The sequence below is a fragment of the Chondromyces crocatus genome, assembly GCF_001189295.1.
In the GTDB taxonomy this organism is placed as follows: domain Bacteria; phylum Myxococcota_A; class Polyangia; order Polyangiales; family Polyangiaceae; genus Chondromyces; species Chondromyces crocatus.
Window position 1 is genome coordinate 8,694,504 of sequence record NZ_CP012159.1, and the last position, 14,359, is coordinate 8,708,862.

General features: G+C 69.9%; 11 protein-coding genes. 3 read left to right on the forward strand and 8 right to left on the reverse strand.

The annotated features are described in order from the left end of the window. Nucleotides 1-56: 56 nt before the first annotated feature. The 6 genes from CMC5_RS48710 to CMC5_RS31380 form a co-directional block, all read right to left on the reverse strand. Entirely contained in the window at nucleotides 57-3,533 is a 3,477-nt protein-coding gene (locus CMC5_RS48710; protein ID WP_050433838.1) for a protein kinase domain-containing protein, read from the reverse strand. 21 nt (nucleotides 3,534-3,554) lie between these two features. After that, on the reverse strand, nucleotides 3,555-4,355 hold the full coding sequence (locus CMC5_RS31360) for a hypothetical protein (protein ID WP_050433839.1): 801 nt from the start codon (nucleotides 4,353-4,355) through the stop codon (nucleotides 3,555-3,557). Nucleotides 4,356-4,694: 339 nt separating this feature from the next. Then, nucleotides 4,695-6,080: a hypothetical protein gene (locus CMC5_RS31365; protein ID WP_218920103.1), complete on the reverse strand. Its 1,386-nt coding sequence runs from the start codon at nucleotides 6,078-6,080 to the stop codon at nucleotides 4,695-4,697. Nucleotides 6,081-6,169: 89 nt separating this feature from the next. After that, nucleotides 6,170-7,600, reverse strand: coding sequence for a PGRS family protein (locus CMC5_RS48715; protein ID WP_156338997.1), 1,431 nt, complete (start codon nucleotides 7,598-7,600; stop codon nucleotides 6,170-6,172). Nucleotides 7,601-7,814: 214 nt separating this feature from the next. After that, a complete protein-coding gene (locus CMC5_RS31375) occupies nucleotides 7,815-8,540 on the reverse strand; it encodes a hypothetical protein (RefSeq protein WP_050433842.1) in 726 nt (241 codons plus the stop codon). Nucleotides 8,541-9,086: 546 nt separating this feature from the next. Beyond that, a complete protein-coding gene (locus CMC5_RS31380; RefSeq protein ID WP_156338998.1) occupies nucleotides 9,087-9,779 on the reverse strand; it encodes a cell surface protein in 693 nt (230 codons plus the stop codon). 85 nt (nucleotides 9,780-9,864) lie between these two features. Here CMC5_RS31380 and CMC5_RS31385 point away from each other — a divergent pair, with 85 nt between their 5' ends. The 3 genes from CMC5_RS31385 to CMC5_RS31395 all read left to right on the forward strand — a co-directional run bounded on the left by CMC5_RS31385 (nucleotide 9,865) and on the right by CMC5_RS31395 (nucleotide 12,019). Continuing rightward, the gene (locus CMC5_RS31385; RefSeq protein ID WP_050433844.1) at nucleotides 9,865-10,278 is read left to right on the forward strand and encodes a secondary thiamine-phosphate synthase enzyme YjbQ; all 414 of its coding nucleotides are present in this window, start codon (nucleotides 9,865-9,867) and stop codon (nucleotides 10,276-10,278) included. A gap of 61 nt (nucleotides 10,279-10,339) precedes the next feature. Then, nucleotides 10,340-10,876 (forward strand): bactofilin family protein, encoded by a 537-nt coding sequence (locus CMC5_RS31390; protein WP_063796384.1) that lies wholly within the window; start codon nucleotides 10,340-10,342, stop codon nucleotides 10,874-10,876. 372 nt (nucleotides 10,877-11,248) lie between these two features. Beyond that, nucleotides 11,249-12,019 (forward strand): SRPBCC family protein, encoded by a 771-nt coding sequence (locus CMC5_RS31395; protein WP_082362958.1) that lies wholly within the window; start codon nucleotides 11,249-11,251, stop codon nucleotides 12,017-12,019. A 110-nt stretch (nucleotides 12,020-12,129) separates the two neighbouring features. Here CMC5_RS31395 and CMC5_RS31400 read toward each other — a convergent pair whose 3' ends face one another. After that, nucleotides 12,130-13,482, reverse strand: coding sequence for a hypothetical protein (locus CMC5_RS31400; protein WP_050433846.1), 1,353 nt, complete (start codon nucleotides 13,480-13,482; stop codon nucleotides 12,130-12,132). 116 nt (nucleotides 13,483-13,598) lie between these two features. Then, nucleotides 13,599-14,096 carry a nuclear transport factor 2 family protein gene (locus tag CMC5_RS31405; RefSeq protein WP_050433847.1) on the reverse strand — a complete coding sequence of 166 codons (498 nt, stop codon included), beginning with the start codon at nucleotides 14,094-14,096 and terminating at the stop codon, nucleotides 13,599-13,601. Nucleotides 14,097-14,359 lie beyond the last annotated feature (263 nt).

Genomic DNA, 14,359 nt, shown 5'->3' on the forward strand with positions numbered 1-14,359 from the left:
GCACGGCCGAGCGACGCAAGGACAGCGTCTCGTGCCTCACGCCCCCCGCGTGCGGCTCAGCGCTTCCTTCCGCCCGTCGCCCCCGCTTGCACCGCCGCCTCGGCGCCCCGCCGCGCCGCTCCCCCAGCACCTCGCCCGGCCCCACCTGCCCCCATCACGGGCCGCATCGCCTCGATCTCCGCCAGCACCGCCCCGTACTCGCGCGAAAGGAACCGGTTTCCCGCGAGCGCCTGCGTCAGGTCGTCGTGCGCCCGCTGCAGCAGCCCCCCCCGCACCCCCGCGTCCCGCGACCCCCGCGCCTTCAGCACCAGCAAGGCCCCCTGCAGCGCCCGGTACGCCGGCAGCGTCGGGTTCAGCGAGAGCGCCCCCCGGATCCGGCGCAGCCCCTCCCCGATGTCCTCCTCCGCGCGCCCCCCGCGCCGCGCCATCATCGCCCGATCCCGGTGCAGCGCCGCCAGGGCCGCCAGCGGCCGCGCGCTCCGCGGGTTCTGCGTGTGCGCCCGCATCAACGCCTCGTGGGCCGCCTGGAACGCCCGCCGCGGGTTCCGGCCCGAACTCACCGCGGCCCAGCCCAGCGCCCGATCCAGCGCCGCCAGCGACAGGCGCGCCTCCCCGTCGGCGGGCGCCACCGCCAGCGCGGCCGTCAACGCCTCCCGACCAGCCCGCAGCGCCGCCTCCGGGTCTTCACCACGCGCCACCAGCACCCGCGAGAGAAGCGCCCAGGCCGCCCCCGACCCACGCAGTGCCTCCACGTCCGCAGGACTCGACCGCAGCGCCACCGCAAACGACCCCAGCGCCTTCTCCAGCGACGACCGCGCGTCGCCACCCACCACGACCAGGTGCTCCGCCAGCAGCATGTACGCGAGCCCCAGGTTGTTGTGCGACGCCACGTGCCCCGGCCGCATCTTCAGCGCGCTCTCCGCGTGCGCGATCGCGTGCTCCACCGACGGCGCCGGATCCACCCCGTGCTCCAGCTCGTACAGCGCCCGCTGCGCATGGAACCACGCCTGGTTCGCGCGCGGCGTCGGGTCGCCTGGGCTCAACGCCACCGCCCGATCCAGGTGCTCTGCGGACTCCGAGAAGAACCGCCGCGGATCGACCCCCCGCGCCACCGCCCGCTCCCCGAGCAACCCCAGCGCGATCCCGATGTCGTTGTGGGCCCACCCGTAGTTCGGATCCATCTCGATCGCCCGCCGGTTGCTCTCCACCGCGCGCCGCAGCGGCTCCTCCGTGTCCAGCCCGATCCCCGCCTCGTACTGCGCCCGCAGCCAGCTCGCCGCGCCGATCGAGTTGTACGCCAGCGGATCCGGCCCCCCCCACTGCATCGCCTGCTCCGCCTCTGCCAGCGCCTCGCGCAGCGACTCGCGCGGATCTTCCCCTTGCCGGTAGAGGCTCCAGCCCTGATGGATGTGCGCCCACGCCTTGTTCGCACCGGCCACCGCCCGCCGCGGCTCTGCCACCAGCGACTGATCGCAGCTCTGGATCACCTGCTCGTACGCCGCCCGCAGATCGGCCCCCCGGTGCCGCTCGATCCGCATCACCCCCAGCCACGCCTCCGCTTGCGCGTCGTAGAGCGCCGGATCGCTCGTCGCCATCGCCGACGCCTCGCGGTACAGCGCGATCGCGCGCCGCAGATCCCCGAGCGCCAGCTCGTGCTCCCCCCGGTCCTCGGAAAGCGTCGCCCGCCCCCGCAGCGCGTCCCCCTGGATCACCCGCGCCTCGTAGCTCCACGGCTCGGCCCCGAAGGCCCGCTCCCCCTCCGCGTACGCATCGTCCAGCCGCCCCTCCAGCAGCGCCAGCAGTGCCGACGCGTAGGGCATCGACGCCCGCGCCCCCTCCACGCTGCTCCGCAGGTAGCGCAGCGCCGGCTCCAGGTGCTCCCGCGCGATCTCGTCGCGCCGCGCCTCCTGCGCCTCCCGGTTCGGCAACCGGCTCGCCTTGTCGAGCGCCCGCGAGTACAGCATCGCCCGCGCCCGCCCCGCTGCGAAGCTCACCTCCGCCGTATCGTATCCCCGCGAGAGCGACTGCTCCAGGTGGCGCACCGCCTCCTCCACCTCCCCCAGCGCCAGAAACCCGCGCCCCAGCGCGTAGTGCCCCGCACCGTCGGCAAGAGGCCCCAGCCGCTCTCCGGAGGCCGTCACCCGCCGCTCCAGATCGGACAGGCGCGCCCGGATCATCGCCTTCTCCCGCATCGTGTCGTGGAGCGGCAGCGCGTACGCGTAGCGCATGAACAGCTCCATCTCCTTCGCGTCCTGACCGATCTCCTGCGCCAGCGCCCCCACCTCTTCCGCCCGCTGCCGCTGCTCACGTGCCGTCACCCGCGCCCGCAGCGCCACACCGCCCACCATCCCCAGCGCCACCAGCGCCAGCGCCCCGACACCGAGGCTCAGCCGGTGCTTCCGCACCTTGCTCCAGCCCACGTACACCCAGCTCGCGCGCCGCGCCCGCACCGGCTCATCGTCCAGGTAGCGCTGCAGATCCTCCGCCAGCGCCCGCGCCGAGTCGTACCGACGGTGCGGCTCCTTCTCCAGGCACTTGAGCGCGATCGTCTCCAGATCCATCGGCACGCAGTGATCGATCTCCCGTACCGGCCTGGGCAGCTCCGTCCGCACCTTCCAGATCACGTCGAGCGGTGGAAACCCTGCGAACGGCGGCTCCCCCACCAGCGCCTCGTACAGCGTCGCGCCCAGACCGTACACATCCGTGCGCCGGTCGAGCTGCCGCAGATCCCCCGCCACCTGCTCTGGCGACATGTAGCAGGGCGTCCCCTCCACGCTGAAGATCGTCCGGTCCTCCGCCTTGATCTCCCGTGCCAGCCCGAAGTCCACCAGGTAGGGGACGAACTCCCCCGTCGCCGTCCGCTCCACCAGGATGTTCGCGGACTTCACGTCGCGGTGGATCAGCCCCGTCCGGTGGCCCTCATGGAGCCCCTCGGCCACGTCGCGGATCGCCTTCACCCGCTGCTCGAGCGACATGCTCTGCATCGCCTCCCCGAGCGGCCCCCCCTGGATGAGCTGCATCGCGATGTACGGCAGCCCGGCCACCTCGCCGACCTCGTACACCTTGCACACATTCGGGTGATCGATCTGCGCCTGCGCCCGTGCCTCCCGGAAGAAGTGCTCCACCAGCCCCGAATCGCTGCTGCGCAGGAACTTCAGCGCGACCAGCCGGTTGAGGCGCGGGTCTCTGGCCTTGTAGACCGCCCCCATCCCTCCCTCACCCACCAGGCCCAGCACCGCGTAACGGTCCCAGCCGGCGACGGCCAGTTCCGTCGAACGCCTGCTCGACACCGCGGCGAGCCGCCCACCGCTCTCCGGCGGACAGTCCTGCGCTTCCTGGGACGGAGGGCGCACGCTCGGCGGCAGATCACGAGACGAGAGCGTCTCGCTCTCCACCTTGATCTGGCGCCCCGAGCGCTCGGCGCCACACGCGCCGCCCCCGGTGAACCCGACGACGCCAGGGTCTCTGACGCCGCGGTCCGACAGCGTCTCTTCATCGTGTCTGGAGTCGGTGAGGGCCACGTGGAGGGGCACGCCGCCGAGCGTCAGGGACGCTCAGTCGCGCAGGTAAGTGGTGATGACCCGGTCCCCGGAGCCACAGCGCGTGTACCCCATGGTCGGATCCGAATCCGCGGCGCAGGCCGCGGCGCAGCTCCCCGCGCTCTGGATGCCGGTACAGAAGGCCGGACCTTCCGGCGTGCTGTACCCGGCCGCGCACACGCGCTTCAGGGAGCGGGACGTCTCGATGCTGGTCTCATCGTAGCACGAATGGATCTCCGGGCTCGACGAGAAGAGATTGCCCCAGAACGCCCCCTCCCGCACCCGGTAATCGCTCAGCTCCATCGTGGTGACGTCCAGCACGGTGTGGGCCGGGTTTCGTAGCGAGATCAGCACGGAGACACCGTAATGGTTCGCCTTCGCGGCCAGGCACGCGGTGACCCATTCCTGCCCGGCCAGAGGCAGGGGTCCAGTCTGCCACTCCGGCGCCAGCCCCAGGTCTCCCCTGTACTCCTCGTCGTGGATCTCATCCACGAGATCGGTCCACGCGAACCGGAACGTCTGCTCCGGCGTGAAGGCACAGCTCACTGCATAGCGCATGAACATGCGCGACATTTCGCCGGCCGGTCCAGGATCCAGCAGAGCCGTCGTCACCGCGCCTGCCACACCATTCGGCGTCAGCGCATTCGGCGTCAGCGCATTCGGCGTCAGCGCATTCGGTGTCAGCGCATTCGGCGAAAGCGCGTTCGGAGCGACGATAGGGGCGTCGAACTCGCCCACATCGTCCTCCTGTTCTCCCACAATACACCCTGACAGCGCCGTCACGATCAACAGCAGCCTCACAGCACGATGCATCATCTCCCACCCCCTGCACGTCGAGAGGTCCATCGAACATGGCGCCTTGCAGCAGACTCATGGTCGGGCGCGTCGCAACGCGATCCCGACCCGATGGGATCGATGGTCACATCATTGAACTGCAGGCGAGGCCCGGGGCCTCCAAATCGAAGCGTGACGCCCGCCGCACGGTCACGCAACGTTCGGACAATGAGCTATTTGCTCCAGATATCATCCGGCCGCAACGAAGGGTATGTGCACCGCCTGGTGTCGCTCGCTGCAGCGAACACCGCGGCGCTGCACCCCTGGAGCGCGCCTGCCGATACCGATTCGCTCGCAACCTCGGCGCGGTGTGCGCGCAGCTCACTCCCTGGCGGGCAAGAATAGCTTCACGTCGTCGAACTCGGCGGTGCCTTCGTAATAATTGATGTGGGGATCGCCGAAAAAGAAGTGCTCCGGATACCCCACGTCCGCCGGCCAGGCCTCGAACGAACGTGAACCCACTGTCACTTTCTGACGCATCGGTGGCGCTCCCAGCTCACCGGGCACCTGGTTGTAATGCCACACAGGAGGGTCGTCTCGGAACCGTCGACGGGCAATGTAGGTGGTCGCGCCACCGTGATGAAATCGTCCGGTCACAGCCAGCGTATACGCCTCTCCGTCCCGCTCCACGGCGAATGTGTACGCCTCCCCGTCCAGGTACTTGTCCACGAACACCGGCCCGCGCTCGAACCCCGCAGGGGTGAACGAGACGAAAGCGTTTCCCGTCCAGGGAGAGCCGAACGAGCTCCCGTCCAGAAAGATCATGCTCACGTAATGCGAGCCGTCCAGCTCGGGCCGCTGCGTGAGGGGGTCCCACACGGCCGACCAGGCCGGGATGTTGTTGTCGGTGTCCATCACCACCTTGCGGTGGTGATGAATGAAGACGTTATTGTGCGGGGCGGGGCGGGCATAGTCGGTGATGCACAGAAAGTAGACCCCGTTGTCGGTCAAAGCCGGCAGAGGTGTGGGCGAATTCGTCCTGAAACGCCAGGGATCTCCGATCTCGTCACCGTCGTAACCATTGAAGCGACTTCCATCCGGCGAGAGCCAACCGTTCGGACCTGCACCGCCGAAGCGAATGCCGGAGACGGTGACCTCCACGCGGTAGCGCGGGGGCAGCGGGTGGGTCGAGCGCAGGATCGCCGCGTCGTGGTGACGCTTCGACACGAGACGGGCGCGGCCGCCCTCGCTGACGAAACGGCCACCGCTCTCGGGCACACCGTCCCGATCCTGATCCCGGCCATAGAGCTCGACCGTGAGCCACCCGTCGCGGCCATAGGTGAAGCTCTTGCGGAACGATCGAAAGCTCGCCAGGCCCGCGCGAAACAGCTCGCCTCCGGCCTCCAGGAAGAACGCCCCGTCTTCGTCGAAGTCGTCCACGTGCCACGGGCTGGAAGGCCCGTACGTATCCTCGGTCCAGGCCTCGGGCTCGATGAAGGGCGTGTCGAACGTCTCGTGGAGCACGAGCTGGAGATCGGGTGCTGGCGGAGGGAGCCCGGGCGGTCGCGGAGCCCTTCCCGTCCCACCCGATGCACCGGACGCCACCACGCGAGACCCAAGCGCGCCCGCGGCTGACGCTGCCGGCATGGCGCGGGCCTCCTCTGGCGTGGCCGAGGTGGACACCGCGCTCCCGCACGCCAGCAACGCCGAGATCGACAGGGAACTCCCGAGAAGACACGGACCGACAGGGAGGGTGCACGGCTTCACCCCCCCACCGTTATCTCAGCCCACATCCTCCTGGAACGACCTCGGCTGCGGGAAACACCGCGCTCCGGACGAAGGGGAGCGCGAACGGCTCAGAGCTCGAAGCGGAACAGATCGGACTTCACGCCATCGACGCCCGCCTGCTCCGGCCCAGCCCCTTCGCCACCACGCCCCCCGTTGGACCCGTAGACGATCAACCCCTCGACCGACGGCGCCTCACCGATGAACGCGAGCCCGATGCTCGGCCCCCCGGCGCCCCCGCCCCCGCGTCCCCCCGCGCCCCCCGGCCCGCCCTTCCCCCCCGCACAGCCCTCGGCCAGCGACGTCGTCCCCTTCCCTCCCCCGGGACCGCCAGCGCCCCCAGGACCGCCCTCCTGCCCAGGACCGCCGGCGCCCCCCTTCCCCCCTGTTGCCACCGACAGCACGGACCCATCGAACACCAGCGACGCGCCCAGGCTCACCAGGGCGATGCTCGCACCTCCAGCGCCCCCCCCTCGCCCGCCGAGCCCACCACAACCCCCCGACCCCCCGCCCCCACCGCTCGCCCCTGCCCCCATGGCCTGACTCGCGCACATCATGGCGCCGACCCCCCCTCGCATCGCGCCCCCGCCGCCACCTCCCTGCGCGGTCCCCCCCTTCCCGCCGGGCCCTCCAGCGGCGCCCAGGAAACCATTCGCCGTGAGCGTCCCTGTCCCCGTCGCGCCAGCGCCCGACACGCCTTCCTGGCCGGCCATCCCCGCATCCCCTGGCCTGCACAGCTGGGAGGTCCCGCCCCCTTTTCCACCGTTCGGCTGATCGTCCGCCCCGGGCCACCCCGCCGCACCATCTCCACCCGTGGTCAGCGTCGACGACCCCCCGAGCCCCCCGATGGAGTCATCCTCCTCGAAGTCGGGCGTCCCGCAGTCGAAGAGCTGCTCCAGCCCCCCGAACGAAGCTGGCGCCGCGCACGCATCCGCCCCCGCGTTCCCTCCGAGCCCCGCCAGCGCTTCCGTATCGTACCCCTCCCCGTCCTTCCCGTGCCCCCCGGGACCCGCGTCGAGCAGCACCCGGAACATCGTCACGCTCCCCTCCGCCACCGCCGCGATCGACGACATCCCTCGCGTCGCAGGGTCCTCCGGATCCAGCCGTGCCCTCGCGTCGAGCTCCTCCAGCCGAACCGGCGCCGAGATCCCCTCGATCCGCAGCGGAATCTCCCCCGGCCGCGCCACGATCGCCGTCCGCGTCTTCGACGAGTTCGGCGTGAGCGTCCACCCGTGCGCGCAGTCCAGGCTCCCGAAGATCGTCACCCCGCCCGGCACCGTCACCGGCCCCTGAAACTCCTCCCCGCAAGCGTAGATCCGCCCCCCCGCGTCCTGCTCCTGCGCCCGCACGATCGCGCGCGCCAGCGTCTTCAGCGGCTTCTCGCGCGTCCCGGGCCCCTCGTCGTCGCCCTGGCTGCTGGACACGAACACCCCGCAGTTCCCCTCCACGCCCCAGCCCACGTCCCGCGGCGAGCAACCCACGGGCGTCTGCCCTGCACCCACCGTCGGCCCAACCTCGGCCGGCTGGCAGGTCTGCGACCGCGAACAGTCCGTCCCACAGCCCGGTGCACTCGAGACGAGCCCGAGCCCAGCGACCAGAACCTGCGCCACTCCTACCCGTGCCCGCTTTTTCATCTGCACTGCTCCCTGCTTCCCAGCGACCCGACCGCACCCACGCACCCCGCACCCACGCTCGCCGCGCGCATCCACGGCGCGCTCAGAACACCCCCACCACCCCCACGCCCCCACCCCCTGGACCGAACCACGGCGTCACCCGCGCCGACGGTCGCAGCGACGCCCGGGGCCGCGGCGGCGGCGGCGGCAGCAGCAACAGCAACGACGTCCCGACCGCTGCGCTGATGGCGATCGCGTACCCGATGCCCGCCACCGCGGTGAACGTCTCCATCTCCGTCACCGCCTCTGCCAGCGCCTCGCAAGGCCCCGTCTTGCTCCGGTAGCAGGCCGACGGACTCCCATCCCCCACCCGCAGCGCGTCGACGCTGCTGCTGGCGCCATTCGCCGCCGCCGTCATGGCCAGCCCGATCCCGAGCCCTCCCAGCGTCACCCCTCCCCCCACGAGCAACGTCCCGAGACGCCAGGAGCGAGACACCCGACCCCCCTCCAGCGGCGCAGCGGCTTCGCGTGCCGGAACCGACGACACCGCACCTGCCGGTGCCGGACTCGCATCGACCGCTCCCGACGAGGACGCTCCCCCTGGCGCCACTGGCGCGACCGCAGCCCCCGGCGCCGTGGACACCGATGCGGGCACCTCACCGCCGGTCACATCCGCTTTCGAGGGTGGCACCACCGGCAACGCAGCCGCTTCCGGTGCAGCCGCCGCGCTCCCTTCCGGAGGCGTCGCTGGCGAGGACGCCCCTCCAGGCTCACTCGCCCCCGCAGCATGCGGGAACAGTGCACCGAAGAGCAGCGCAGCCGTGAACATTGGCGCACGAAGCGCAGACGAACACATCGAGGGCCAGAGAAGGCTCATGACATGGCGACGATTGAAATGGTGATACTCCGACCAACCTCACCGCGATACTCACGTTCAATGAACCGACCGCCGATGACGTGGAGTGCTCGGACACTAACATGCGCGGCGACACCCAACGCAAGCCCGTTGTCGCCACGATGGCCTTGGATCTCCGGCACTTGAAGCCATTCCAGATGACCGCCGAAGTTTACCACCCACGCAATCGATTCATGCTCGAAGCATCGAAAACCGGTCTCCACCGGCTTCTCTCGCCCCCCAGGAAAGAGCCCACGCCGACGCGCCGCCCGTGAAATCTTCCGGGCGAAGAGTGACGAACACCGACCGCATCTCGTCAGCCCGCCGAGAAACCGTCACCCATTATCGTAAGCATCACGCATGCCCGGACGCGGCATCGAAGTCACGTCCACGCGAGTCCACGCACCCCATCGACCCGCCCCAGCGTCGACGCCGTGCACCGCGCCGGCCCCACCCATCGGCCCGGCAGGCTTCCGCCCTTCAGCGCGATGGGTTCACGATGGCGATCGCGTCGAGGTCGAACCCCGCCGTATCCGCGGCCCCGAAATTCGAGATGTCGCGCACGCGGACGAAGCGCACCTCGGAGAGCCCCAGCTCCGCCAGATCGAAGGGATCGCCCCCGGCGACCTCGGGGTTGAACATCCCCTCGCCCGAGTCGGGCGTCGCCAGCACCGGCCGCCACCCGGCACACCCCTCGTACGGGTACGCGTCCGCCTGACAGGGGAACGTCGTCCACGTCTCGCCATCGGCGCTGACGCTCACCTCCCCCAGCTCCTTGAACACCTTCATCGGATCCCCGCCCACGAGGAACGGGTTCTCGAAGACGATGAAGTCCGGCCCCGGGCCGTCGACGATGGTGTTCCCGCCGAACCCCAGCGCGATCTCTCCGCCCTTGCCCAGCGAGAGCACGTGCAAGCTCCCGCTCGACGAGCTGCCCCCGTGCGGCGGGCCGTAGACGATCTCCGGATACTCCTCCATCCCGAAGCCAGACCCCTCGCCCGGCGTGAACGACAGGACGCAGGAGGCCGTGCGGGTCGGGGGCGCGTCCGCAGGGCACGCCTCCTCTTCGGGCTCCGGCTCCGGATCGAGATCTCTCGGCTCCGAACCGCAGCCAGCGACGAGCAGGGTCACCGAACCGAACACCGAGGCGAGCAGAGCATCAGGACGCAGCACGACGCACCGCATAGCAGAGCCCCGCCCCGCGCTGAAGCCTTGCGGTTGACGGGGCCCGGTGGCCGCTCCAGCGTGGCCCTCCTCGATGAAGAGCAAGACCGAATACTTCACCTTCGAGACCAAGAAGCGGCGCGAGCTGATCAACATCACCGAGCGCGTCGCCGCCGTCGTGAACGCCAGCGGCATCCAGGAGGGCATGGTCCTGGTGAGCGCGATGCACATCACCGCCGGCGTCTTCGTCAACGACCACGAGCCGGGCCTCTGGGAGGACATCTGGGAGTGGCTCCAGCACCTCGCTCCCCAGGGCCCCGACTACAAGCACCACCGCACCGGCGAGGACAACGGCGACGCACACCTGAAGTCGATCCTCGTCCACCACCAGGTCATCGTCCCCATCACCGCCGGCAAGCTCGATCTCGGCACCTGGCAGCAGATCTTCTACGCCGAGTTCGACGGCCAGCGCCGCAAGCGCATGGTGGTGAAGGCCATGGGCGAGTAGGCCGGGGGTCCCCCTGAGGTTCCGGTTGCGGATCGACGGACCGCTGGGGTAAGCCTCCGGCATGGATTCGTCCTCGTTCTCGGGCGATCGGGACGCGGCGCTCAGGGCGCCCAGCAGCGCCTCGCGTGACCTGAGCGGGGGCCCACCGCGCGAAGGCGACGGCGCGCATCGCCCCACCGAGATCAACGCCCTCCTCGGCCGCGGCACCCACTTCGAAGGCAAGCTCTTCTTCGACGGCCGCGTCCGCATCGACGGCAGCTTCCGCGGCGAGATCCGCGGCGAAGACGTGCTGGTCATCGGTGAAGGCGCGATGGTCGTCGGCGAGATCCACGTCGGCACCTGCATCGTCACCGGCGGCGAGGTGCAAGCCAGCATCCGCGCCCGCGACGGCATCGAGCTCTACGCCCCCTCGCGCGTCACCGGCGCCCTGCACGCGCCCGCCATCTTCATCGACCGCGGCGTCCAGTTCGACGGCTCCTGCAAGATGGCCCCCCTCGACGAGCCCACGCAGATCCCCGCCCCCGAAGACGCCCCTCGCCCGGAACTGGCGACCCTGCCCATGGTCGGCAGCGCCAAGCCCGCCGACGAACCGGGCTGACCGCGCCAGCCACGACGGCCGCGCCAGCGCATCACCCCAGGCCGCTGCGTCGCTCCGCAGCAGCACATCACCTCAGGCCGCTGCGTCGCTCCGAGCCACTGCACCGCTCGAGCCCAATGCGAGCGACCGCCCCTACCCATTTCCATTCCAGCGTCCGTGCGCTTCACCGCATGGAAAAACGGCAATCGAGAAGATCCCCCCCTCGCCCTGCCATGTAGAGGAACCTACGCACCCCCTGTATCCGTAGCGCAACGCGCAACCGGAGCAGCTTTTTTTCGGGTTCCTCGCGTGCAGCGGCAGGAAAGCGAGGATACAAGTGAATGGCGTGCGCGGCGAGAATTCACGCCGTGCAGCTCAGGAGTACGCCCCCCGATGAAGCACCTCCGCACCGCATGGCTTGCCCCCTTGATGGCACTCGCCCTCCAGCTCGGCGTCGGCGTGGCACACGCGGACGAGGAATCGGATCGGCTCGCGGCCCTGGGCAAGCCGCACACGTACACCATGAAGACCACGAACCCCCCGTCGCCCATCGAGACGGGGGGTGCCGCGACCGTCATCGACGCGCCCATCGCCGAGGTCCGCAAGGTCGTCACCAACTACGGTGCCTACCAGAAGTTCCTCAAGCCCTTCGATCAGAGCCGCGTCATCTCCAAGCGCAAGGGCGTGAGCGAGGTCTACCTCCAGGTGCCCATCCTGAACGGCGCCGCGAACATCTGGATCGTCACCGAGATCGCCCCCCCCGTGAAGCAGGGCAAGGACGAACTCGTCGTCGGCAAGTTCAAGAACGGCAACGTCGAAGACTTCCGCGCCGTCTGGCGCATGCGCTCGGTGAGCCCCGACAAGACGGTGCTCAAGCTCGAACTGATGGTCGACCCGGCCCTGCCCTTCGGCGCCTCGATCGTCACCCAGACCCTGGTCAAGAGCGCCGCGAAGGGCGTCGCCGGCGTCAAGACGCGGGCCGAGGAAGCCCACGCCAAGCGCCCTGGCAACAAGAAGAAGGGCTCCTCCGCGGCCGTGGCCGACACCCCCTCCGAGGCCCCCGAGAAGCGCCCGGAGACCACCGAGGTCGCGAGCCAGTCTCCCGCCGACACCAAGGCACCTCCCTCCGGCTCCTCGAAGCCGAAGGAAGAAGCCCCGCGCTGAGCCGAGAGGCGCCTCCAGCACCGGCGTCTCTTTCGCCCGCGTGCTGCCCCTCTCGCCCCCGCCTGCACCCGCTTCGCCTTCGCCGGCCTCGCCTTCACCTGCTTCGCCAGCTACGTCGCCGCGCGCAGACGCTGGACGATCGCGTGCATCTGCGATGACGCGCTCTCCTCGGTCAACGCCGCGTCGAGCGCGTCGAGCCCGTCGGCGCGCCTCTCTTTGAGGAGGTTCGCCCATGTCACGAGCGCGGCCTCGTCCCCGAGACGCACCGAGAGACGCGCCGCTGGAAGGGCGACCATGTGGAAGAGGGCCCGGTGACGCGCGCGATCCAGCGCCCCCTGGAGGAGGTCGAGGCCACGACGAAGCTGTGCGGCGTCGCCTTCTTTCAGGACGAGCGCGAGCCCCCCCTGGACGATGCCCTCCCACCGCGATGGATCCGGCAAGGCGACCATCCGCGCCATCGCCGTGAGCGCGTGCTCGAGCCGGCTCTCGATGGGCAGCGTCTCCACCTGCGCGAGGGCGTGGAGCTCGAACGCCTCGGCCACCTCATCGCTGCGGCGCTGGTTGGCTTCCAGGGCAGCCAGCCCCTCGGGCGTCGTCGGGAGCGGCTGGACGGGACCGGCAGGCGCCGCAGGCGCAGCCCCTCGCAGCGCGAGCCAGCGGAACGCGCGCCCTGCCCCCGCGCGATGGGCCTTCCCGAGCGTGGCGGTGGCGGCCTTGGTGCCAGCCAGGTGCTGGAGCAACCCCTGCGCAAAGAGCGCGTCGGCCGCCGAGATGCCGGAGAACTCCCGCGCGTTCCGCGAGAAGTTCCGCGCAAGGGTCGACCAGAGGGTCGGCTCGTGTACCTCGAAGCCCTGCTGCCGCGCTTCGAACACGTCGAGGTCATGCATCATCGCGTGCCGCAGCATCGTCAGGACCATGAAGTAGCTCTCGTCGTTCCGCTGCAAGAGCACACTGAAGTCATCCACGAAGGTCGGCGCGCACAGCCTGGCGAGATCGAGCCCGTTCGAGAGATACCGCCCAGCCCACGGGATGCGAGGCCAGCTCCGGCGCAGCAACTTGAAGTGAAACTGCGCCTCCAGACGCAGCGTCTCGACCGGCTGCGTCAGCGCATCGTCCACGGCGAGCAGGAGCGGCACCAGGTACGCCTCGAGGGTCCCCAGGAGGTCTCTGACACACGGCCTCCCGTCCCGGGTCTGGACCCCGGCGCGGAACTCGGTGCGATCGCGGGTGAGCGCAAACTCCGGACTCCCGGGCCCGGGCTCGAACAGGTTCGCGCGCATCACGGCCCCGAAGAGCGGGAGCAAGGGAATGCGCCGCGTCTCCTCGGCCGCGTCGTCATTCCACGCGAGGTGCCACGCCACGGAAGTCGGCATGTGCCCCCAGAGGCACACGACATGCTTCCCGGCACGCGCCAGGAGATCTCGCTGATGGTAGCCGTGGGTCCCGATGATGTAGTCGCCCATCCGGCGGCATCCTAACTTCCACCCCCCCGCCCGACCAGGACGCCAGAGGGGCTCCGCCGCACGCGACCAGCCCCTCCGAGCGCGACCTCCTCAGCCGCTCCCGCGACCTCCTCGGCTCATGGAGTCGTCACCGGGAGCGAGACGATGCCGTTCACTTCCTTGAACTTCCACCCGGCGTTCGTCTTCACGTACTTCTCGGCGTAGTGCCCCCACAGCGTCAGCACGGGCGAGGGCGGACTCGTCTTCGGCTGCGTGTAGAGCAGGAAGTACCAGGTCCCCGTCGCGGTATTGCCGTTCACCTGGAGGAGTGGGTTCACGATGTAATGCGTGCTCCAGGCCGTGGCTGCGGGAAACAGGTTCTGAAACGCATTCAGGATCTGCGCGCGCCCCTCATAACGGCTGCCCGGGCCCAGATCGAGGATCGCGTCATTCGTGAAGAGATCGGCCGCTGCGGTCGCGGACTGAGGCGTCGGCGCACGATGATTGTCATCGACACGCCGCGCATAGAGCGCCTTCAGATCGCGCAGCGCTTCCAGATCGTCGATCCGATCCAGACGCGCCTTGATTCCCGGCAAGAAGCTCAGATCCGGAAGGAGTGCGTTGCTGTCCGACATGCGTTCACCTCGATCCCTTCGGTCCCTGCATCGCCCGCTCGAAGCAGAGAGTGGTCAACACGGCGCGGGGCAACTGAATCGTGGTCCCGTGTCGTCGCGCATCGTCTCTCGAAGACCCACGGCGACACCCCGTCCGACGACGCACGGCGCCGCGCAATACCGCACGGCGTCGTTTGCCGCCTCCGTCGACATGCACCGACATACGGTGACGGTCGTTGGCGCGCATAGCAATTCGCATCGCATCGCGCGGACGCACGGGTAGC

What these genes read in the sequence shown, in the direction of transcription:
- CMC5_RS31360 (WP_050433839.1), bottom strand. Translation starts at nt 4,355, where the DNA reads ATGATGCATCGTGCTGTGAGGCTGCTGTTGATCGTGACGGCGCTGTCA.
- CMC5_RS31375 (WP_050433842.1), bottom strand. Translation starts at nt 8,540, where the DNA reads ATGTTCACGGCTGCGCTGCTCTTCGGTGCACTGTTCCCGCATGCTGCG.
- CMC5_RS31385 (WP_050433844.1), top strand. Translation starts at nt 9,865, where the DNA reads ATGAAGAGCAAGACCGAATACTTCACCTTCGAGACCAAGAAGCGGCGC.
- CMC5_RS31390 (WP_063796384.1), top strand. Translation starts at nt 10,340, where the DNA reads ATGGATTCGTCCTCGTTCTCGGGCGATCGGGACGCGGCGCTCAGGGCG.
- CMC5_RS31395 (WP_082362958.1), top strand. Translation starts at nt 11,249, where the DNA reads ATGAAGCACCTCCGCACCGCATGGCTTGCCCCCTTGATGGCACTCGCC.
- CMC5_RS31400 (WP_050433846.1), bottom strand. Translation starts at nt 13,482, where the DNA reads ATGGGCGACTACATCATCGGGACCCACGGCTACCATCAGCGAGATCTC.
- CMC5_RS31405 (WP_050433847.1), bottom strand. Translation starts at nt 14,096, where the DNA reads ATGTCGGACAGCAACGCACTCCTTCCGGATCTGAGCTTCTTGCCGGGA.